The 23,131-nt window shown below is 43.9% G+C and carries 16 protein-coding genes; 8 read left to right on the forward strand and 8 right to left on the reverse strand.

Features of this window, described 5'->3' with window-relative positions; all coding sequences use genetic code 11:
- The first annotated feature begins 2 nt into the window (after positions 1–2).
- Both ACVFI8_RS05565 and ACVFI8_RS05570 read left to right on the forward strand, forming a co-directional pair.
- A complete protein-coding gene (locus tag ACVFI8_RS05565; protein WP_457873298.1) occupies positions 3–3,437 on the forward strand; it encodes a hypothetical protein in 3,435 nt (1,144 codons plus the stop codon).
- A 14-nt stretch (positions 3,438–3,451) separates the two neighbouring features.
- The gene (locus tag ACVFI8_RS05570) at positions 3,452–3,877 is read left to right on the forward strand and encodes a hypothetical protein (RefSeq protein WP_248714453.1); all 426 of its coding nucleotides are present in this window, start codon (positions 3,452–3,454) and stop codon (positions 3,875–3,877) included.
- A gap of 67 nt (positions 3,878–3,944) precedes the next feature.
- On the opposite strand, the gene ACVFI8_RS05575 is transcribed toward ACVFI8_RS05570, so the two are convergent.
- On the reverse strand, positions 3,945–4,946 hold the full coding sequence (locus ACVFI8_RS05575) for a LacI family DNA-binding transcriptional regulator (RefSeq protein ID WP_248714452.1): 1,002 nt from the start codon (positions 4,944–4,946) through the stop codon (positions 3,945–3,947).
- A 531-nt stretch (positions 4,947–5,477) separates the two neighbouring features.
- Between ACVFI8_RS05575 and ACVFI8_RS05580 the strand changes: the two genes are divergently transcribed.
- Positions 5,478–7,067, forward strand: a complete 1,590-nt coding sequence (locus ACVFI8_RS05580) for a glycoside hydrolase family 16 protein (RefSeq protein ID WP_457873299.1) — start codon at positions 5,478–5,480, stop codon at positions 7,065–7,067.
- Positions 7,068–7,509: 442 nt separating this feature from the next.
- Here the strand turns inward: ACVFI8_RS05580 and ACVFI8_RS05585 are convergent, their stop codons facing one another.
- Positions 7,510–9,564, reverse strand: coding sequence for a family 16 glycosylhydrolase (locus ACVFI8_RS05585; RefSeq protein WP_457873300.1), 2,055 nt, complete (start codon positions 9,562–9,564; stop codon positions 7,510–7,512).
- A gap of 392 nt (positions 9,565–9,956) precedes the next feature.
- On the opposite strand from ACVFI8_RS05585, the gene ACVFI8_RS05590 reads away from it, so the two are divergent.
- On the forward strand, positions 9,957–11,330 hold the full coding sequence (locus ACVFI8_RS05590; protein ID WP_457873301.1) for a pullulanase-associated domain-containing protein: 1,374 nt from the start codon (positions 9,957–9,959) through the stop codon (positions 11,328–11,330).
- Between the two features lie 387 nt (positions 11,331–11,717).
- On the forward strand, positions 11,718–13,616 hold the full coding sequence (locus tag ACVFI8_RS05595; RefSeq protein ID WP_248714448.1) for a putative bifunctional diguanylate cyclase/phosphodiesterase: 1,899 nt from the start codon (positions 11,718–11,720) through the stop codon (positions 13,614–13,616).
- A 54-nt stretch (positions 13,617–13,670) separates the two neighbouring features.
- Here ACVFI8_RS05595 and ACVFI8_RS05600 read toward each other — a convergent pair whose 3' ends face one another.
- The 3 genes from ACVFI8_RS05600 to ACVFI8_RS05610 all read right to left on the reverse strand — a co-directional run bounded on the left by ACVFI8_RS05600 (position 13,671) and on the right by ACVFI8_RS05610 (position 17,527).
- Entirely contained in the window at positions 13,671–15,983 is a 2,313-nt protein-coding gene (locus tag ACVFI8_RS05600; protein WP_457873302.1) for an FdhF/YdeP family oxidoreductase, read from the reverse strand.
- Positions 15,983–16,960 carry a formate dehydrogenase accessory sulfurtransferase FdhD gene (locus ACVFI8_RS05605; protein ID WP_457873303.1) on the reverse strand — a complete coding sequence of 326 codons (978 nt, stop codon included), beginning with the start codon at positions 16,958–16,960 and terminating at the stop codon, positions 15,983–15,985. Before ACVFI8_RS05605 ends, ACVFI8_RS05600 begins: the two co-directional genes overlap by 1 nt.
- 198 nt (positions 16,961–17,158) lie before the next feature.
- Complete coding sequence (locus tag ACVFI8_RS05610) at positions 17,159–17,527, reverse strand: 5-carboxymethyl-2-hydroxymuconate Delta-isomerase (RefSeq protein ID WP_248714445.1); 369 nt, start codon at positions 17,525–17,527, stop codon at positions 17,159–17,161.
- 171 nt (positions 17,528–17,698) lie between these two features.
- On the opposite strand from ACVFI8_RS05610, the gene ACVFI8_RS05615 reads away from it, so the two are divergent.
- On the forward strand, positions 17,699–18,652 hold the full coding sequence (locus tag ACVFI8_RS05615) for a response regulator (protein WP_457873304.1): 954 nt from the start codon (positions 17,699–17,701) through the stop codon (positions 18,650–18,652).
- A gap of 27 nt (positions 18,653–18,679) precedes the next feature.
- On the opposite strand, the gene ACVFI8_RS05620 is transcribed toward ACVFI8_RS05615, so the two are convergent.
- Entirely contained in the window at positions 18,680–19,336 is a 657-nt protein-coding gene (locus tag ACVFI8_RS05620; protein ID WP_457873305.1) for a hypothetical protein, read from the reverse strand.
- Positions 19,337–19,639: 303 nt separating this feature from the next.
- On the opposite strand from ACVFI8_RS05620, the gene ACVFI8_RS05625 reads away from it, so the two are divergent.
- Positions 19,640–20,926: an ABC1 kinase family protein gene (locus tag ACVFI8_RS05625; RefSeq protein WP_371923117.1), complete on the forward strand. Its 1,287-nt coding sequence runs from the start codon at positions 19,640–19,642 to the stop codon at positions 20,924–20,926.
- Between the two features lie 7 nt (positions 20,927–20,933).
- Here ACVFI8_RS05625 and ACVFI8_RS05630 read toward each other — a convergent pair whose 3' ends face one another.
- Positions 20,934–21,833 (reverse strand): endonuclease/exonuclease/phosphatase family protein, encoded by a 900-nt coding sequence (locus tag ACVFI8_RS05630; protein ID WP_248714442.1) that lies wholly within the window; start codon positions 21,831–21,833, stop codon positions 20,934–20,936.
- A gap of 265 nt (positions 21,834–22,098) precedes the next feature.
- On the opposite strand from ACVFI8_RS05630, the gene ACVFI8_RS05635 reads away from it, so the two are divergent.
- Positions 22,099–22,374: a DUF3634 family protein gene (locus ACVFI8_RS05635; RefSeq protein ID WP_248714441.1), complete on the forward strand. Its 276-nt coding sequence runs from the start codon at positions 22,099–22,101 to the stop codon at positions 22,372–22,374.
- A 37-nt stretch (positions 22,375–22,411) separates the two neighbouring features.
- Here ACVFI8_RS05635 and ACVFI8_RS05640 read toward each other — a convergent pair whose 3' ends face one another.
- Entirely contained in the window at positions 22,412–22,912 is a 501-nt protein-coding gene (locus ACVFI8_RS05640; RefSeq protein WP_248714440.1) for a carbohydrate binding domain-containing protein, read from the reverse strand.
- Positions 22,913–23,131: the final 219 nt, after the last annotated feature.

Here is a 23,131-nt window from a genome sequence, read left to right on the forward strand (position 1 = left end):
ACATGGACACACAAACAAAAGAAGTAACAGGGACGTTTGTTTCTATTGATGGAGATAAATACTATCAAATAAAAAATGTTGATCAGATGAATCCATTTTTTATCAGTGTGGTATCAGCCAGTGACCACTGGCTATTTATCTCTTCTACAGGTTGTTTGTCGGCAGGCAGGATCCGCCCCGAAAACGCTTTGTTTCCCTATAAGTCGGTAGATTATATTCACGAAAGCGCTGAAAATACGGGCAGCAAAACCATTGTTAAAATCACCGACGATAGCGGCTGTCAATTCTGGGAACCGTTTAACCTACAGCATAACAGCCTTTACCAATTACGCCGCAACATCTACAAAAATGTGGCTGGCGATAAAATCATCTTTGAAGAGCTAAACTTTGATTTAGGCCTAAGTTTTAAATATCAGTGGAGCACCAGTGATAAATTTGGTTTTATCCGCAGCGCAACCATCAGCAATACCACAGCCAATACACGTAACATTGAATTAATCGACGGTTTGCAAAACCTGCTACCTGCCAATACTCCGTTTGCGATTATGCAAGGCAGCAGTGCCCTACTTGACGCCTATAAATGGAATGAGCGCCCAGCTGACTCTAGTTTAGCGACATTTAGCTTATACGCTAAACTTAGCGACCGCGCTGAGCCTGCTGAGTCACTGTTAGCCACCAGCGTTTTCTCTATCAGTGAACACGACCAATCAATTTTACTTTCTAGTAAACAAGTTAATGCCTTCCGTAAGGGCCAAGCGATTGAAAACGAAGAGCTGACTCGCGGTTTACGTGGCGCTTATTTTGTTCACAAAATCTGTCAACTGGAGCCAGGTCAGCAAGAAAACTGGACAATTGTTGCCGATATTGATCAGTCACACAGTGATTTAGCCCAATTGAAACAGCTGATAGCTAAGCCACAACAGCTTACCGCTGAGCTTGAGCAATCAGTGGAAGATAATCACCAAGAGTTGATTAAATTAATGGCTGGTAGCGATGCCTACCAAAAAACGGCTGAAGATGAGACGTCGGTTCACCATTATGCCAATGTGTTATTTAATAACATGCGTGGTGGTGTTGTGGTTGACCAGTACTGGGTAGATACCAGTGATTTTATCCGTACATTAAAAGGTGCCAATACCCAAGTTGCGCTGCAACAAGAGGCGTTTTTAGAGCGATTACCTGAGCAGATTAACTATGACCAATTGTTGATGTTGGCCGCCAAACAAAACGACCCTCAGCTGTTGCGCCTTTGCCATGAATATTTGCCACTAACCTTTGGCCGTCGCCATGGTGACCCAAGCCGTCCATGGAACCACTTTGAAATTAAATTAAAAGACGAAAATGGTGACCGCTTGCTGTCTTACCAAGGCAACTGGCGCGACATTTTCCAAAACTGGGAAGCACTAGGTCTGAGCTACCCGAGTTTCATTAAGTCGTTTATCTCTAAGTTTGTTAATGCCTCAACGATTGATGGTTACAACCCTTACCGTATCACCAAAGCGGGGGTTGATTGGGAACTACTTGAAGATGACGATATCTGGAGCAACATTGGTTACTGGGGTGATCACCAGATCATCTACCTACTGAAATTTTTAGAGTTATCTAAAAAATATCAACCCACTGAACTTAATGAACTATTAAGCAGCAGCATCTTTAGTTATGCCAACGTACCTTATGAAATTGAAGGCGCTGACAAGCTATTTGCCGACGCCAAAAACACCGTCGTATTTAACGATAATAAACAAAGCATTATTGAAGCTAGAGAAAGCCTCATCGGCAGTGATGCCCGCTTAGTCTTAGATAAAGACCAAGAGGTCTATTTAGTTAATCTAAGCGAAAAGCTGTTGGTACCACTACTCGCTAAACTGGGCAACTTAGTCTTAGATGGTGGTATCTGGTTGAATACCCAAAGACCTGAATGGAACGATGCGAACAACGCCATTGTGGGTACCGGCCTGTCAATGGTGACGCTGTATTACATGCGTCGTTACGTTAGTTTCATGCAACAACTATTTACCGATCAACAAGGCCAACTAGATTTATCGTTGGAAGTGGCAGAATGGTTAAAAGCGACCTCTTCAATTCTGACCGAAGCCAGTCAGTTAGCTAAGTCTGGTGTAGTAGATAGCCAAAGCCGCAATAAAGTACTGAGACAACTTACCCAAGCGGCTGCTACATATCGCGCCAAAGTATACGCTAATGGGTTTGCCGGCAAAGTAAGTATCGACGCTGTAGAGCTCCAACAGATGCTTACAGCAAGCTTAACTGTCATCGATCAAAGCATTGCAACCAACCTACGTAAAGACGGTTTATATAATGCTTATAACATTATTAACTATTCAGAAAGCACTGTAGATGTAGATTTACTCTACCCAATGCTTGAAGGCCAAGTCGCGGTGTTATCAGCGGGTGTATTAACCCCTGAAGAAGCAGTACAGCTACTAGAAAAACTCTATGGCAGTGAAATGTTCCGGGCAGATCAAAATACCTTCATGCTTTACCCTGACAGAGATTTGTCTAAATTTGCGGATAAAAACTCTATCAGCAAAACCCGTGTAGAAGGCAATGCCTTGCTCAATGCTATGGTAGCTAAGGGCGACCGTCGAGTAATAGAAATGGATATAGATGGCCTATATCACTTCAATCAAAACTTCGACAACGCGGGTCCGCTTTCTGAGGTATTGGCATCGATAAAACAAGAATACAAAGGTGTTGATAAAGCCTGCTGGGATGATGTGTTAGCCTGCTATGAAGAAGTATTTAATCACCAAGCATTTACTGGTCGTTCGGGTACCATGTTTGGTTATGAAGGTTTAGGCTCCATCTATTGGCACATGGTGTCGAAACTGTTGCTGGCCGTTCAAGAAAACTACTTTAGTGCCAGAGAGATTGATCCAAACTCTGCGGCTACCCAGCAATTAGCGGAATACTACTACCGCGTACGTGAAGGAATTGGTTTCAACAAAACACCACAAGTTTATGGTGCCTTCCCAACCGACCCATACTCGCATACGCCTAAGCAAGCTGGTGCTCAGCAACCAGGCATGACCGGCCAAGTGAAAGAAGAGATTCTTACCCGCTTTGGTGAGTTAGGTTTATTGGTTGATAAGGGTGAAATATCGATTCAGCCCTCACTTCTGCGCAATAGAGAGTTCTTAAGCGAAGCCGACAGCTATCAGTTTATCGGTCTTGACGGCGAGACTCAGTCGATTGAGTTGGCCGCGGGCAGTTTGGCATTTACTTATTGCCAAATCCCATTCATTTACCAACTTGAGGCTGATGATACCGCTAAGATCGAAATAACCACGAGCGATAACGCACTAATCACTGTGAATACCCTGGCGCTTAACGCCGAGTTAAGCCGTGATATCTTTGAGCGTAACGGTAAATTGAAGCAGATTGTAGTGTCAATTCCTAACAACCTGCTATTAGATTAAAGCAGGAGAAGATAGTGAATAGTCACCTTTTAGAGGTGTCTGAATTTAACGCGGCGGGATACTCTCCCGTCGTTGATTTTCAGACCTGGCGGGTTGCTCTACTTAACTATATCGACGAGCTAGAAACAGAGCAAATAGACAACTTTCAATGTCATTTAGAGACTGACGAAGTATTTGTGTTGTTAGAAGGCAAGTGCATTCTATTCTGCGCTGAAGTCAGTAATGATGACATTGCAGAAATTGTTGCTTATGACATGCTTCCGAATAAAATCTACACCATCAAACAAGGTGTTTATCACACCCATACTTTAAGCCTTGATGCCAAAGTATTGATTGTAGAAAACCGTGATACAGATGAGCATAACTCCCCCAAAATCTTAGTAGGTGAAGAAATTCAATCTCGGTTAAGCCAGTTTAAAACTGAACTATGGCGAAGTTAGCGTATCGCTAGCGCGACACAAAAAAGGCTTAGTTATTAACTAAGCCTTTTCTTTTACCGGTGATTTTTTAAGGATTTATTGGCTTCACAGAGTCTCGAACAATCAACTTCGGCTCTAATCTACCGGCAATCGGATATTTTTGATCGTTCATCAGAGCAATCACTCCGTGGGCGGCATCATTGCTCATTTTTTCAATCGGAAAGCTTACCGTGGTCAGCCTAGGGCGGATATGTTGGCTATAGGTATCGTTATCAAAACCGACAATTGAAATATCTTCGCCCACTGTCAGCTTCATATCGCTAGCCACGTTGTATACCGCTAAGGCTATGTTATCGTTTTGACAGAAAATGGCGGTGAAACCACTGTCTCTTGCCATTAGTCTATGAACAGTTTCATGATTACCTTCGTGATCAAACCGACCTTCAATCACTAAGTTCGTATCATAAGGGATGCCATACTCAGCTAAGGCATTTCGATAGCCTTGCAAGCGGTCACGGCTTTCCACTTTGCTCATTTGGCCAGTAATACAGGCCACTTTAACATGGCCGTTTTCAATTAAATGCTTGGTGGCCAAATAGCCGCCTAACTCGTTATCGATCCAAATACAGTGGTCGGCGAGCTCTGGGATATTCCGATTAAGGATAATTGACGCAGGGGTATCCTCAGTAATCTTAATCAGTTCATTATCAGAAAGCTTATCTGCGTGAATAATTAGCCCATCCACTTTTTTTGAGGACAAAAACTCGATGGAATCTACTTCTTTAGTTTTCGATTCTTGGCCACTCGCAACAATGAGGTGTAGTTTTTGCTCGCGAATAATATTCTCGGTGTTATACATCAATGGGCCAAAATACGGACCATCTAAGCTTCCCACTAACATACCGATACTATTCGAACGATTAGACGCCAAAGCCTGAGCAAAGGTATTAGGTTTATAGCCTAGTTGCTCAATGGCATCAAACACCTTAACTCGGTTCTTTTCTTTAACTGAGGAATGCCCGTTAATAGCTCTTGATACTGTAGCCTGAGAGACTTTAGCCAACTCAGAAACTTCCTTGATTGTAATCAACTCACTTACCTTACTGTTTCTATCAAACTCTACTGAACGAAAACCTAGATGACAGACATTCACTGACTTTAGCAAATGCTCTGAACGCCAACCCTTTTGTGTATTATTATAATACTAACAATAATCGACTTCTTACGAAAAAATCATCTTATTACAAAGCCAACATTGTTTTTGCGATAATAGCACAGCTTTTTAGCATTAATTCATTTTGCCATATATCACATCGCAAACCACGTGGTCACTGCCCTCCACTTAATAAAATGGTTAGCTTATAGCCACCCTCACAAAGAAAGCGCTTGCTAAAATACAGGGTAAAAACCCGTCGGTAAATCATTTTAAAGCGAATAAAACGATAACGTAAGCACGCTATACAAATCCGTAATGCTGACCTACGGTTTCAAGGCTGGTGTGAGTTGAATCGCAAATGCTAACAACAATTGACGTGATTAAAGCGGTAATATTCAAAGACTCCTTGATAAGTGCTATAAAAGAAAGCGCTTACAAAATAATTTCGCATTATAGGGAAGATAGATGATGAAAAATTGGTCAAAACCGCTGATGACCATTACCGCATTAGCAGTGACAGCGACAATGAGCGGTTGTGGTTCAACGCCTGCAGATAGTGGCGAACACCAACTGGTTATTACAAAAGAAGCATTGGTACTCACAGCCGAGCCGGTAGAGCCAAGTGATTCATGGAAACTCATCTGGAGTGATGAATTTGATGGTGACGAGATTGACACCAGAAAATGGGGTTGGGAGCAGAACTGTTGGGGCGGCGGTAATAACGAGCAACAGTGTTACACCAAACGCAAAGCAAACTCGTTTGTAGAAGACGGTAAACTGCACATTGTCGCCAAAAGAGGTAACTTTACTGGGCCAGACAATCCTGATGGTAAGAAGGGTTTAAATAAAACCTTGCCTTATACCTCTGCCCGTTTACGTACCTTAAACAAAGGTGATTGGAAATACGGTCGCTTTGAAGTAAGAGCAAAGCTACCTGAAGGACAGGGAACATGGCCAGCCATTTGGATGCTACCTACTGATTGGGTATATGGTGGTTGGGCAGCATCGGGGGAAATTGACATTATGGAAGCGGTTAACCTAAAAACCTCTTCTGATGAAAAAGGTTCAATTGGTCAACCTGAAAGCCGAGTTCATGGCACCTTACACTTTGGTAAAAAGTGGCCTGATAACGCCCACACAGGCCAAGGCGCCAAACTACCTAACGGCATTAACCCAGCCGATGACTACCACACCTACGCCATTGAATGGGAAGAAGGCGAGATACGCTGGTATGTCGACAATATTCATTTTGCCACTCAGAAAGATAATGGTTGGTATAGTCAATACGAAAAAGACGGGGAGTTAATCACTGCTACTGAACCCGGCGCGCCGTTTAACCAAAAATTTCACTTACTTCTAAACCTAGCGGTAGGCGGAAACTGGGCGGCTAAAGCCAATGAACACGGGATTGATGAATCGGTGTTCCCGCAAGCCTTGTCAGTTGACTATGTGCGCGTATATCGCTGTAGAGTGGACCGCTGGAAAGGTAAAGGTTGTGCGTCAGTGTCAGAAGATGCGGTGTTAGTGCCTGGTGTAGAGCCTCCTGCTATTTTAGCTGCGGATGATAGTTATGCCGATGGCCCGCTATTGGATATCTATACCGATAACCTAAATAGCAACCTAGCCTTTGAAAGCTACAATCCGGTTGATGCGGTTGAATACGCGGAAGTTGAAGAAGCAGGTCGCGGCAAAGTTATTCAAGTCACGAAGCAAGATGGGGCTGGTAACATCTATTTCCGCGCGCCAAAGACCGATTTAACACATTGGTTAGAGACCGGCCATTTAGTGCTAGACGTGAAAGTAGAGAGCCAAGCAAGCGCCGCCGAACTGCTAGTTAAATTGGATAGTGGCTGGCCGAACACCAGTGATTACACCGTAGAGTTACCTCCTGTTGGTAGCTGGGGTGAAGTGAAAATTAGTATTGCTGACATCCTAGCTGGCGGTAATCGCTTTGCTGGAGGCGCTGCCAATATCGCAGAAATTAGAAACTTGTTGGTATTTGAACAGTCGCCTAACACTGTAATAAAGCTAGATAACATTCGTTTCGAAAAGTAGCGAATTTGGTGTTAAATAGGGGGTGAACAGCCCCTCTACATAAGGGTTAAGCAGATAAGTGCTTAGCCCTTTTTTTAGGCTATTCCCCATCGCTCCAACCCATCATTCCACCCCTTCAAGCTAGATTCACAGCGTTAGTTTCAGCCCCCTTAAATCAATACCTTTGATAAGGCTACACATCACTGACCTAGACCTAAAGCAAGCTCAAGTCATTACGTTCACAGGACGCTAAGCACTGAGTCGTTTGAACTATCGCTATCTGATCGCTAAGACATCGAGGGCACTAGCTTTGCTAATGGGCGGCCTCTGTAGTTGAAACGCCCTCAAAGGGAGTCTGGGCCTATCTAGCTGGAAAGAAAAAAGCATCCGTAGATGCTTTTGTTAATCAATATCTAGAACTCGAAGAGAGCGTCATCAGTTCAGGTTTCTGGCCTACTGTTATTTAAGGTGCTACCTTCAACTCATCCCAGTAGAACACTTTTGGTCCGACATCTTCACCGCGTACACCAAAATTAAAAAACACCGTCACTTTGTTATAGTTCCAACGGCTATTCAGGCTAGGATTCGCTGTAGAGAAATCGAAGTTCAACCGCTCCCATTGGTTAGCGCTGCGTGTTTTAACTTCTACCTCAGCGAAGTGCTGTCCTTCTTTGCTATCAGCAATTTTAAGCCTTACCGGGACACCAGCCTCAGAAGAATATACCCAAAGGCTTAACGTAGGTTTATCACCCTTCATCACCAAGGGACTGGCAAAACCATCGACCCCGCCAACCGTTGTACCGGCCCATATTGCGGCATTTTCTGACTTAACGGTGGCGGCAACACGCCCTTTTTGGCCTTTAGGGTCATCAATGATCTCGGTTTGATTACCGCCAAAATCCACTAACTGATAATTAGCCTCTACTTTATCAAAATTGATTGGCATATCGGCTTCAGGGTACTCAAAGCGAATATTATCCAATTTAAAGGTCATCTTGCCGGTGGGTTCTATCACAAATAAATTTGTCACTTGCGTCATATCAACAAACTTACCCGACACCAAGCTATTACCATTTGCCACGAGATCAGCAACGTTCACTCTAATCTGGGCCCATTCACCTTTTTTAGGTAAATTTACCTTAAAGTCACTAGCATCAGGCCAACCACTGTCCATTTTCACCAACAGTGCCGCACTTTTATCCATAGATTGAATGTTTAAATCAAATATCAGCTCTCCACCTTTTAACCAGTGGCTCATATTGGTCGGTGGCGCGGTAAAATAGACATTGCCCGCCTTACCTGATTTACTGATCTTCACAACCTTACCGCGGCCAAGCTCATCAAGCTCTTGATAGATAATATTATTTTCTGGGTCATAACTGTTGGCGGTAAGACGACCGTCTAAACTGTCTTCAAATAACCCAAATACCGGGCCGGTTGCAAAACTACGGTCGGCTACCGATAACTCTGGAGCAAGGTAACCCTCGACCAACGCCGCATCATTAGAAATAGTGGCACAGCCCCTACCCGTTGAACGATCCACTGAACATTGATACACCCTGACATAATCAATACTTAGATTTTGCGGGAAAACAGAACTGTCGACTCCTGTATCGTTGGTATTTTCCGCCCAAGAACCTCCTACCGCTAAGTTAAGTAGTAAGTGGAAATTTTCATCAAAGGGCGCTGCGCCTTTACCATTAATCAACACACCATTCTCTTTGAATTGGCTGTACCACTCGTCTTGACGCTGTGTTGCATAGTGCAGATTATCTACGTACCAGCGGATCTCGCCTTCCTCCCACTCGATAGCATAGGTATGAAAGTTGTCTGCGGGGTTTTTCCCGTAAGGTAAGCTGTAGGCTTGGCCGGAGCGCACATTTTCGGGGAAAGCTCGGCCGTAATGTAACCCACCATAAACGCGCGATTCTCGTTGGGTGCTGGGTGCATCTTGCAGGTCAGTTTTAGTTTTTAGATTTACCGCTTCTACAATGTCAATTTCCCCCGACGCAGGCCATTTACCGTAAACCGAGTTTGAGGGTAGCATCCAAATTGTCGACCAAGTGCCCTGCCCTTGCGGCATTTTAGCGCGGACTTCAAATCGTCCGTACTTCCAATCAACTTTGCCTTTGGTGTGTAGCTTGGCGGAGGTAAATGGAAGGGTCTTCTTCACACGTTTATCACCGCCGGGTAAAGAAGCGCCGCTATAGTTTCCGCGTTTGGCCGCTATATGCAGTGCGCCATTTTCAATAAAGGCATTGGCTTTTCTCTTTGTATAACATTGCTGTTCATTGTTCCCTCCTCCCCAGCAATGTTCTTCAAAGCTCCATTTAGCAACATCTATGTCGGCCGCATTAAATTCATCACTCCAAACCAATTGCCATAGCGCGTTAGGTCGACCAGTGGGATCAGTAGCATCGACACTCACTGCGGCTGGGGGAGCATCGGTTGAGCCACAAGCATTAAGCAATAAAACTAGACATGGTGCAGCCACCACTAAAAGTTGTTTAACTCTCATTATTTGTCATCCTTGTCACAGTTATTTTGAAAGCGCTTTCTTTTATACCATTGGTGGTTTAGGCTTAAAACCTTAGCGTGGACAGTTAATGATATTGACCTCACAAATGGGATTAAACTCACACATAGCAGCAACTTAGAGAGATAAAAACAATCAAACAAAAGCCTCTAATGACGAAGTAAATGTCGATGCATTAGCGTTTCTAAGCACACATAAATAGAAAGCGCTTACTAAACTAATGTTATGGAAACAGAATTAACTATTTGAAGCAGATTGATTAAATGAACTCAAAGCCAATGCAGCTATGTTCAAACGTTTAGATGATTTCGACGATTGATTGTTTGGATTTATAGGCGAAAGTGGCTTTGCCATCATATTGAAAGGGAATATGTATGAAAAGGACCTCTACTTACTTGTTATTGTTGTGCTGCTTAAGTGGCATCAGCAAAGCTGCCAATGTGAATACTCACTGCGGCTCATTAAAATGTAATCCAGGCGATCGCTCAAGTTCGGCGACCATGAGCATTCACTTTAAGCCATTAGGCAATAAGAAGGATAATTGGGGTTTACATATTTGGCCTAGTAATGACACCAATGCCTCGCAAAACACACCAGCCAAAGCTGATTTCAGGCTTCGTCAGGCGACTAGCTTAACGTCTTTGTTAACCCCTAGCGCTACCGATGCCTTTGGCCTTACGTTTACTATCCCACTTAGGCGCAATGCTAAACAGTTCTCTTACGTGCTAAGCGATGGAAAAAAATTTCATGCCGATGTCAAAGAATGGAAGTGGGTCAAAGATAAACAAGGCTTAGAAATATGGGTGATTGAAAACGACCCAGCCATTTATACCAGCCAACCTTCGGTAGCCATTGTTCAAGCGGCGCTAACTCACTTTAACAAAACCTCTACAGTTAGTCGCTCCGCCAAATCAGAAGAGCCAGTAAAAGCCACCGCTAAAGCCACCAATAAAGCGAAATCGACCAACACCTCAAACGCTTTGATCAGTGGTCAATTAAAACAGCTGGAACAACAACTGGTTAATCGAACCAATAGTATCTCGGCTCTACAATCTAGTTTAAATTCAGCCCAGAAAACCACACGACAACTTAATAGCCAGCTGAGCAATAAGCATAAAGAGTATTTAGCCCTAGCAGAGCGAAATGAAAAAATTAGGCAAGACAGTAGCAACCTTACCCAATCTAACAAGAACTTGAGTAATCAGATCAATAAGCAATTCACCAGCGAAGATAAGCAACGATTACAAACCCGCAATAATGAACTGGAAGAACACATTATCCGCTTGGCAGCGCAAATTGCAGGACTGAAAAAAACACTCACGAATACTCCAGCAGGCCCCGAGCGAAATAAACAAATCCAGCAGCAACTCGACAGCCTTGTAGAGCAACGCGAGCAATTACGCGCAGAAGGGAATAAGCTTAGTGCACAAATTTTAGCGTTGGTTCAGCAACCTATTGAACAGCAGCCCTTCAGCTTAAAGCTACTACCTGTATGGGCGCTTGTAGCAATAGTCGTCATTTTGATATGCCTAATTATTGGCCTATTTATACTGACGAACCGACACTACCGAACATTAAAACTGTCAATGACTGAAGCCCTAAAAAAGAAACAACAAGAGCTAGAACAAGAGAAAAACTACGCCAGCACTGCTAATGCAAAACTAAGAAAAGTATTACATGGCCAAGTAAAAGAATCGAGTTGGTCAGACAACACAACATCCATAGGTATTCATAAAGAAACCGTTTAGTCGATAACGAGGTGGCTAATTCCTCGTGCTTGGGCTCAACGAGTCCAACACCGCTGTAGATAAGGTTTGCCCATTCAAACCTTATCTATCATTTTGGCTAACGCCGCTCTGCCCTTTACTCGCCTTAGCTTATTGGCGCGAAGGCTAGAAATTCACTTATTCTGGTCTATTATTTAACCATGACAGAGATAACAGAACCGAGCCAAACCAATAAAGCTCGTCGCTCATAGGCCGATACACTTCTATGCCTCAGTCAAGGCTAAGGTTAACCACTAATGGCTAGTGACAGCTTCATTTTAAGCCCAATAAGGTAATCTAGACATCGAGAGTAATACACTAAAGCACCGTATCCAGCGAGATGCCGCTAACCTGCTTTATGGCAATGCTTTGTCAGGGATCTTAATCTCTATTATTGCCTCTAGTTTTCTAGTGTTCGCCTTTAGTTCGCCTGAAATAGCACAATTTAAACACGCGTGGTGGCTATTGATGACCAGCCTATTGCTGATTAGGCTACTCGATTTATGGTGGTGGACAAGCCAGCAAAAAAACACCCTGTTCAATGGCCGCAAAGCGATTGCTCGCTTTATCACCGGCGCTAATATCACCGCCGTAATGTGGTCGTTATATGTGCTGTTCATTGTGAGCAATGAATTTACCAGTGATATTGATTTAAGTACCCATATCATCATCATTTCCGCCATGGCAGGAGGATCCGCAACGGTATTGGCTGGACACAAACATACCGCCATGTTTTATGCTTTTATTTTACTCGCGCCTCCTTCAACAGCGCTATTACTCTCCGGTGAGCACAACAAACAAATGCTTGGGATTCTGGGTCTACTGTTCAGCATTGTTATGCTGGTCATAGCTAAGAAAAACGCCCTATTTACCGAACAAGCCATGCTCCTAAAAAATGAAAATGCCGTGTTGGTTCACCAAATGGAAGAGCAAGTAGAGCAACGCACCAATACTATTTATGAATTATCAAATCTAGACCCCTTAACTAACTTATTTAATCGCACTGCTTTTTTAAGACACTTAAGACAAGAGCTAACCCAGTCGCAAAAAGCCCATCAGCAACTCGCAGTGTTGTTTATAGACTTAGATGGTTTTAAAAAAATAAATGACGCGATTGGCCACGATACAGGTGACCAAGTATTAAAAAACACCGCGGATCGCCTGCAACAGCAATGCGCCAATCCAAAGCTATTATGTCGCTGGGGAGGCGACGAATTCCTAATCGCGTTAAACAACACCAATCAATCATCCGCCATTACCTATGCGAAGAAAATCATCGAAAACTTATCTACTGCCTATTCTTTCGAAAACAATCGCCTATCAGTGGGAGCAACCGTAGGCATTGCCTTTTATCCCGAGCATGCTGATAACGAACATAGTTTAATTAGGCTTGCTGATACCGCAATGTATGCTCAAAAAAAACGAATCCCTTGCTCTGTGGGGGTATTTTCAGAGCAACTAGAAAAACAAATACACCGAGAATTGCGACTCAAGGATGGGCTAAGCCAAGCCATAAATAAGCAACAGTTTAGTTTAGTCTTTCAGCCTATATTGCGTTCGTCAGATAAAAGCATTGTCGCCTTTGAGGCCCTATTACGCTGGCAGCTTGAGCAAGAGTTTATTCCTCCTGACGAGTTCATTAGCATAGCCGAACAATACGGTTTAATTAGGCAAATTGGGGCCTGGGTGCTGCAACAAGCCTGCGAGGTAGCGAGTCGCTGGCCAGCTGAGCAAAAGCTGGCAGTATGTGTCAACGTATCGGTAATTCAACTCGAGGACTCTGACTTCATTGATATCGTCGCTGCCGCGCTGATACAGAGTCAACTGCCTGCAGAACAACTGCATATTGAGATTACCGAATCAGTATTTACCTCAGATACGGCCTTATTATCCACGCAGATTAGAGCGCTGCAAAAGAAAGGGATTACGGTATCAATCGATGATTTTGGTACGGGTTATTCATCATTATCCTTGATGCAAGATCTGGCCGTAAACATTGTCAAGATTGACCGCTCTTTTGTTGACCGCATTGATACCAATGGCTACGCAATCATCAATGCCGTTATGAATATCGCCGATTCACTGAAATATGAAGTAGTGGCCGAAGGCATTGAAACTAAAGAGCAAATGCATACATTAACGGATTTAGGTGTCGACTACTTACAAGGCTACTATTTTTCCAAACCTTTAAGTATTGAACATACCAAACAGTTCATAGCGCAAGCAGAAGCTTGCCCTGTTACCAATAAAAAAAGCCAACAGCTTTAACACTCGCTCTCCTTTGAGCGTGCCGCTATAAACGATTATCTGTTATTGCAGCGCTTAAACTTGATGAGTAGTAATCTGCTGCTTACTTAGGACCGTAGCGCTGATCATAACCGCCACAGACTTAGACGTAGGGGTATCACTATAATCACCCTTGCTAGCCAGTGGCACCAAAGGATTAGCTTCTGGAAAATAGGCCGCTGCATTACCCCTCGGTATATCGTAACTCACCAACTTAAAGGCCAATACTTTACGCTCAATGTCATCTGGCCATAAGGTTTCAATATCCACTAGGTCGCCATCATTAAAGCCAAGTTCACTAATATCTTGTGGATTTAACAGCAAAATTTTACGTTCGTTATAGATCCCACGATAACGGTCTTCAAAGCCGTAAATAGTCGTATTATATTGATCATGAGAGCGCAATGTTTGCAGCACAAATATACGATTATCCGTTAATGCTCTTACCGAAGCGCTGACAATGTCTTCAGGTAAAGAGCATGTGGTTATTAAGGCTTTGCCAATAGCAGTATTCCATTGTCGGTTGCGAGCACTGTTGCCAAGGTAAAATCCACCTGGTTGTTCTATACGTTGGTTAAACTGCTGAAAGCCGGGAATCGTTTTTTCTATCAAATCTCTAATTCGAGCGTAATCGTCCACCACGGATAACCAGTCTATTGGCGATTGTCCTAAGGTGGCATGCGCGATGCCCGCCACAATGGCCGGCTCTGAGCGCATATGCTCTGTATTTTCATCTACAACTCCCGCAGAGCCATGCACCATTGAAAAAGAATCTTCCACGGTGACTTGCTGGGGCCCGCTCAATTGACTGTCGACATCAGTTCGACCCAAGCAGGGCAAGATCAGCGCTTGTTTTCCCGGAGTCACATGGGTTCTATTTAGCTTAGTAGCAATACTAACCGTGAGCTCACAGTTAGCTAGGGCCTGCTCACTCAATTGGGTATCTGGGGCCGCAGCAACCAGATTCCCCCCGAGACCAATAAACACCTTACTACGCCCATTTAACATGGCTTCAATGGCTTGAACCACGTTATGTCCCGGTTTATGTGGCGGCGTAAAGCCAAATACTTGTTCAATGCTTTGTAAAAAGGCCGCATTAGGTTTCTCGTTGATTCCCATAGTACGATCACCTTGAACATTAGAATGCCCCCTTACCGGACAAACCCCCGCGCCTTGTCTACCGATTTGCCCAAATAATAACTGCAGGTTGGTCATCTCGTGGATCGTGGCCACAGAATGTTTGTGCTGAGTAATCCCCATTGCCCAAGCAATGATCACTCTGTCAGACTGTTGATAAAGATCTGCCGCCGCCTCAATTTGCACTTGGCTTAAACCTGATTGCTCAACAATTTTACCCCAAGGTGTTTGTTCTACCTCTACCAGGTAAGTCTCTAAGCCTTGGGTGTGTTTGTCGATAAATGCCATATCAAATACCGCTTGCCCTTGTAACTGGGCTTGCTGATGTCTCGACAATAACACCTTTACCATCCCACGCACGGCAGCCATATCGCCACCCAGTTTGGGCGTGAAATAATGACTAGTCGTAGGACTAGAGCCTCCACTCAACATTTCTACCGGCTTTTGCGGGTTAGCAAAGCGCTCTAAACCACGCTCCTTTAAATTGTTGAACGCCACCACTTTTGCCCCTCGGTGCGTAGCATGAGCCAGCGTTTCTAACATTCTAGGGTGATTAGTGCCGGGGTTTTGACCGAACAAAAATATTGCATCAGCAAGCTCAAAATCTTCAATAGTCACGGTACCTTTACCAATACCAATGCTGGAGATTAAGGCATGGCCACTGGCTTCATGACACATGTTCGAACAATCGGGGAAGTTATTGGTACCGAAGCGACGAGCGAATAATTGGTATAAAAATGCCGCTTCGTTACTGGCTCGGCCTGAGGTATAGAATTCTGCTTGGTTGGGGCTGTCGAGCTGATGTAAATGCTGAGCAATTAACGCAAAAGCCTGATCCCAAGAAATGGCTTGATAATGATCGCTTTGTTGATTGTAGACGACGGGTTCAGCCAAGCGCCCTTGATACTCTAGAAAGTAGTCACTTTGTTTCGCTAACCAACTGACCGAATGCTCGGCGAAAAAATCTGCGTTAACACGCTTAGATGACGCTTCCCAATTAACCGCCTTCGCGCCGTTTTCACAAAAACGAAAGGTAGCCCGTTGGCCTTTTTCACCCCACGCACAACCGGGGCAGTCAAAGCCATGGTCTTGATTAGTTTTCAATAAACGTTTTACATTCTTGGCAACATTTTCACTTTTAACTAAATGTTTAGCGGTACTTGCTAACGCACCCCAGCCACCAGCGGCTCCAGTATAAGGTTTATGACTCATTAACTATTCCTTTTGGTGTTACGGATCCGCCACGGGGCGTGATAAACATTAAATTGTTCGGCTTTGGTAAAGCCGATTAAGCTTATGTCGAACTGCTTAGCGACCGCTATAGCAAGGCTTGAAGGCGCGCCCACCGCGACCACTACTGGGATATTGGCCTGCACTGCCTTTTGCATTAATTCAAAACTGACTCTGCCAGTTAACACTAATATTGTCTGACACGCTGTAATATTTTTTAACAACAACTGCCCAAGTACTTTATCCACGGCATTGTGCCTACCGATATCCTCTTCTATAGACAACCATTGGCCTGCTGAATATAAACCCGCTCCATGCACCGCCCCCGTTTCTGGATAAAGTACTTGTTGAGCCCTTAATAAATTAGGAAGTTGGTACACCCGTTTTTCGTCAAGCCAACCACTCGCTTTATCGATATTTGCTTGATGACGAAGCGCTAACGCTTTGACACTGCTTTTACCACATAAGCCACAGCTAGAATAACTGGCAAAATTACGCTGCAATTGGCTCCAATCTAATTCCACTCCCTTGGCCAATTTTATCTCTATGTGGTTGTGCGCAAACATTGAATCATCATCAGCAACAGCTTGATATTGAATATCATCAACATCAGAGATGGCACTAATAATATTTTGGCTAAACAGAAAGCCGAGAGTAAGTGCCAAGTCTTGTCCAGGGGTGCGCATGGTTAAACTCAACTCGCGCTGCTGATAGGCTTGCAAGGTCGAGCTGAACCAAGCAATCGACAACTGCAGCGGTTCTTCAATTGCCAGTGAATCGTTGTCTAATTCTTTAGAACCTAAGGTCGCCGCTGAAAATTTACACACCGCTAATCGAGAATGTCCGTTTATCGAAACAGGCTCTGCCGGGGAAGTGTTGCCACGCGCAGAGTTTGCCGATAACCAGGTCAGCGGTTTTGTCTGTACATGATCGCTTGGTAACGTCAATGGAATGGGCATTAGGCTCCTGCTTTGGTATTAACGAAAACAGCATTTACCGCTGTAACTACCATGCTCCCAGACTAATCAAAAGCCTAGGTCAAGGCCAGTAATATACTGCGCAATTAACCACGCTGTGATGCTGATTCCAATCCCCATCATATCGGGTTTGCATCACGCTTCATCTTTACTCAAAGACTGAGATGTTTAGCATAATCGCTATGATGCAACCGATTGCCCATCAGCCACTGCGGCGCGATTACTGTAAAAGCGCTTCTCAATATCTCGCACTTCTACCGAAATCATGTCGACTTGAGGAAGTAACTCACATACTGCTTTAGCCACTGCATCTGCTAGGGCTTTTTTCTGCAGTTCACTGCGCCCACTAAGCAGCTGCACAGAGGTGTGAACATAAGGCGCTCGTTTGCCCCCCACTCGATAATGATTGGCTAAGACTAAACGGGCTTTTACATCACCTTTATTAAATAAACCACTTGCCTCAGCTGCATCGTGTACAGCCTCGACCAGCACATCAAAATTGACTATACGGGCTAAATCTGCAGGGCACTCAATTATACAATGGGGCATACACTTTCCTTAGTTTGGTTAATCGTGATTTTCGGTTCAAGATCGCACATTTGCTCAGTATGGTTGTATCGTTAATGCTTCTTCCATAAAGTGGTGAACGCTTTGTGGATAATACCATTGCTTTTGGAAAAGCAATGATGGTTCACCTCGACACTATTTAAAAGGAAAATTATGACAGTAGAAACCATTCACAAGATTATTCTTCACCCGTTCATCCAAGAATCGTTACAGAGTCTTAAAACAATGACGGGCTTAGAAGGTCGCGCAGATGAGCCATTTGTCGATAAAGTCGAGGATTTTCGATTCAAAGGTTACGCTGTTTGTTCTGACATGCATGGCCAGCTAGATGGTGTGGTATTGATGCATCACTACCAAGAAACCGCCATCGCTATCGGTCAAGCGGTACAGCAGTCCTTAGTGGGTGAAAGCAGTATTAGTGATTCGTTAAACGACGAGTTAATTGCCGCCCTAGAAGAATGGGGAAATACCATTGTAGGTAGAGCAACTCATCAGCTACAACAACACAATTTAGGTTTTGAGTTCGCCAGCCCACATGTGGCATTAGATCTCAACGATATGAGTCGTTACCTACAGGGCGTACAACAAATTGTCACCGTGCCTGTGCACGTTGAAGGCGTAGGACGTTACTACTTCAATTTGTTAGTTCGTGAACTCAATACCGCCGATGTTTATCAAGACGCTATCACCAATAGCGAAGCTTGCATTATTCCTCCACCTATAGAAGGCGCCCCTTTAGCAAAGGATGCGCTCATTATGACAGTAGATGATAGCCCTATTATTCGTAAGGCCATGATCAAGCTGCTGGCTGGTTTAGGCTATAACAATGTGATTGAAGCAGAAGACGGTGACATTGCGCTTGAAAAATTAAGCTGCGAACAGCCTGACTTTGTCTTTATGGATGTAGTCATGAACAGGCTCAATGGAGACAAGGCATTAGCAGAGATGCGTAAGCTTAACCAGCATACTCCCATTGTTATGCTCTCATCGGTGACCGATTCCACCGTGGTAGATCAGTGTCAGGAGCTTGGCGTGCAAGGTTTTATCTTTAAACCTTTAAATGCCGAAACCGGTGGCCAAATATTACAAGCCTACCTAAAGAAATAACACGGCAATCATAAAGCCAACGTGCGTTTACGCGCGTTGGCGCTTTACAAACACGATAGCTAACCAAGCCAATAGTAACAAACCAAAGCTTGTTGGTTCATTGACGCTTGCATTTTGTACTGCAAACGCAGCTAGCTGAGGTGCCTCGCCGACATAGACGTGATCAATCAGGTTACCGGTTGATCCTGGGGTTAATGATGTAAAACTAATTCTACTGGTGTTATCCCTTGCTACAAACGTTGCGCTGAATGCCAACCAGTCATTTTTGTTATGATCGTTAAGCACCCTTGATACTAGGCTTTTGCCTTGGCCATCCACAATACTGACCTCGAAAGATTCGTTCAAATTGGCACGGGCTCGATAGTCAAAACCAAAGCGATATTGCTGACCCGCTGCAGTGGCGAAGTCTTGAAAAATTGAATAGTTTCCCGCTTGGCATGCCCTTGGCCCCTTACCTAAACAATGGGCGTTTAGCTCGATAAACTGTTCACCATCGGTGGCCGCAATACCAAATAAACTGTCCCATATTTCGATGTTATGTCCCAGCCACCCCGTGACTTGTTCACTGGCAAAAAAATTCCATGAACCGGTTCGCACATTATTATCTTCAAAACTACCATTGCTAATGATTCCGGCATTGGCGAACAATGGAAATAGGCAAACTAACCTTAATAGTAACGTCATTATATGCTCCCTTGCATTTTGCAAACTAAGTGCTGAATAAACCCTTGGGAGCAAACATCACACCAACTTCATGGTAAGCATTTAACATAATGATTTATTTGATTTTATAACTATTAAGTCCTTGAGCGAATTGCCTTTGTTATACGGTGTAGCAACGCGAATGTCGCTGAGGAGGAGATCGAAACCACCGCTGTAAGCGTAATGATAAGTGTCTACTAACTTGATTCACCCGGTGCCAACAAGGAGGCTCCAATTATCAATCGCGATAACAAAAGCAAGCCATCTAAAGTACCTAGCGGCCGCTTGGCTCGTTTAACCAGCTTAGGCTCGTTGGCATCTCGAGTCGCCGGCGGTATGCTGGCGGAAGGAGCGTCACAGCTAGCAGCAGGAAAGCGTCCAAAAATCAATCAAATGTTGCTCACTCCCAGTAATGTAAAAAGAGTGGCCGACCAGTTAGCTAAACTTCGTGGTGCAGCCATGAAGGTCGGTCAACTCATGTCGATGGATACCGGGGAAATGCTCCCTAAAGAACTCAGTGAGTTGTTAGCCAGACTTCGGGCCGAAGCCGACCCTATGCCTATCGGTCAATTGAGCCAAGTATTGTTAGCTGAATGGGGGGATAACTGGCAACAACAGTTCAAACAGTTTTCTTTAACGCCTATCGCTGCGGCTTCTATTGGTCAAGTACATAGTGCTTACTTAGACTCACAACAACGTTTAGCCATAAAAGTGCAATATCCGGGAGTTAAAGGTAGCATCGATAGCGATGTCGACAATGTGATCAGCCTACTTAACCTCAGCGGCTTGCTGCCAAAACAGTTTGCTTACCAAGAGATCCTCCAAGCAGCAAAAATCCAGTTACATAACGAAGCCGATTACCTCAAAGAATCCCAGTTTCTACTGCAATACACCGCCCAACTTGAGCAGCACCCCGAATTCGCGATACCTAAGCTTTACCCATCACTCACCACCAGCAATATTCTGAGTATGAGCCATGTAGATGGGGTGGCTATCGATCAGCTTAGCAACGCGCCACAGACACTAAAAAATCGTGTTATGCACTCCTTATTTAAACTATTGATGATGGAGTTGTTCGAATTTGGCCTTATGCAAACTGACCCCAATTTTGCTAATTACCTTTACTGCAGTGCTTCTGAAAAAATCGTGTTATTGGACTTTGGCGCCACCAGAGAGATTGCTCCCCAAATATCAGCAAACTACCAAAAACTGATTAGCTCTGCGCTAGACAGTAATTTTAGTTTAAATACTGAAGCACTTATGCAACTAGGCTTTATTGATGAGACAAGCACCGATAGGCAGCTAGAGACTTTAGCGACGCTGTTAAAACTGGTCATTAGCCCGCTACAATTCGATGGGCCATACCCGTTTGCTAGTTCGCCGCTAGCCAAGCAAATGCGAGAGGCCAGCTTACGCTTAAGTTATGAAGAAGATTATTGGAACACCCCAGCCATTGATATCTTACTGATTCATCGAAAAATTGGCGGCATGTATTTACTCGCTACAAAATTAGGGGCTTCGGTGAATCTAAAGCAACTTTTTGCGCCCTACCTGTTAACCCATCAGCAATAATGGTCACTTAGTCTCTGACTCGCAGTTCTACCATTACCGCTGCGTGATCACTGGCTTGGCTATCAATTGCATAGTCGGCATGGGTGAGGTGCCTATCAAAGCACTGATAGTTAACTACTTCTGCCATCTGCTGCTCATAATCGTCAGAAAACTCTCCAGACAGTAAGATGTAGTCGAGAATATTGCCCTGCCCGCCCCAATAATGCGTGGCAGCGCGGGGCGATTGTTGTTTACTTAAGATATAAGCATCGTGGATCCGCCAACAACTTTCTATCTCTGAATGATGCGGCTGAGGCACATCAAAGATATGCGCTAAAGCACCTTGAGATACGTCATCGTTAAAATCTCCCGCTATTATCACCGGCTCCAATTGGCTACGCCGACAACTCAGAATATCTTTCATCAACAACGCTATTTCATGGGTACGCAAATTATCAGACTGCCAACGGCCCAAATATTCATCAATATCGGAAGGCTGACCAACAATAGACTCATCTAAGATAGGCCGCTTAGACTTGAGGTGAACCACATAAATCCGCACCCAAGCGAAACCGGGTAATTTAACCTTGGCGATAAGTGGCGCGCGGCTAAACTCATCAGCCATTGTGGCATTGAACAAAGAGGCAGTACGCAATGGATACTTGCTAGCCAAAGCCTGACCGGGTTTGTGGTAAACATAACTATCTTCATCTAGCTGACTGCTGCTCGCTAAGAAGTGGGGATAACCTAATGATTTACACTGCGCGGCTAAAGCATCAGCACTAAAAACCTCTTGAAACGCCATTACGTCAGGCTGGGCTTGATTAACCATACGGGCTAACCAGTCTTGTTTTTGTTGCCACTGATGAGCATCTAAAATATTGTCAAACTCATAGGCCGCAAAAGGAGGCGCTAGATAGTTAAGCAAATTTAAACTGAGTAGTTTGATAATGATGTCCTAAGCTAAGTGTTTGTTTAACTGATTTTTATATCGAAGAAAGTCCAAGATGTCTGTTCCAGCTTGTGATTTCAAGTATATACCCATTATTCAGCCTTCAAACGATTTGTAAGCAAGATCTCACTTAGTACTTTAAAGCCAATTAGTCGCTTTAGGATGGCTGAGATAAGCAAAAATTTGTTGTAAGATGACTTAATAAAAGCAACAGCGCGGTCACCCGACCGAGAAGGTATAGATGTTAAAAGCGATTACCGCAGAGTTTGTAATAAAAGTTGAAGGTCGCAATGTTGAGGTAAAAAAGGGCCGTGTGCCTGAGTATTTTATTCAAGAAATAAAAGATGTACAACGCAGTGGCCAAGCCATCACAGGAAAAATTTACGGTATGCGGCGAGGCAGGCAAATAAATCTAGAATGCTCGAAAAGCATCCCAGATTTCATGTTACAGCGGCTGCGAAATGTTTGGAAACCGACACCAACGCCAATTAATATCGGCAACCGTAAACGTCACTAAGTACCAATCTAAACACCCCTACAAGCTAGCCATATAGTTACTTATTCATGGGTTTAATTCTAAAGCGATCAAAACGTCCTACGCCACCTTTTCTGTGAATAGCGAAAATGGTCACCTTGTCACTCTCACCACTGTTAAAATCTACACTAATACTTTCCCATTCAGGGTGATAATCATCTTCTGTGTAAGTTAACAACTTTAAGGTCTGAAATTTATTGACCACTTTTTCGTTTTCGCCAATTTTCCCCACCGTTGTCACGCCGACTTTTCCAGACCCTTTCATAAACAAGGTTAAGGTATAGTCGGTATTTGGCTGTACCGTTATGTCTTGTTCTATACGGCCATTAATATCAGTGATTTTTGCCGATGATTCATCATCTCTACCTTTATCTGAGATCGCTGATTCACCGGAATGTCTCCATCCATACCACCCTTGCTCAAAATCTGGATTAATCACCTTCACGCTTTTAGCTTGGGCACTATAACTAACAGCCGATATAGATATACCGCAAATTATCGCTAAAAAAACTTTCAGCATTTTTAATATCCTTATCATTAAACGAATAATCAATCCGCCGCTACCGCTTGCTTTACAGCTTCCAACAAACAACCAAAACGACATAGCGCTAACTAGAATCCCCGCTATATACCATCGAAACTGTCGGTAAGCTTTACTCTTTTCAGGGCTGCTTGTACGTCGATAACAGACAGCCAAAGAGCTTATTATATTATAAAAGTACTTATATCATAGGATCAC

The sequence above is a fragment of the Agarivorans sp. MS3-6 genome (genome assembly GCF_054112545.1).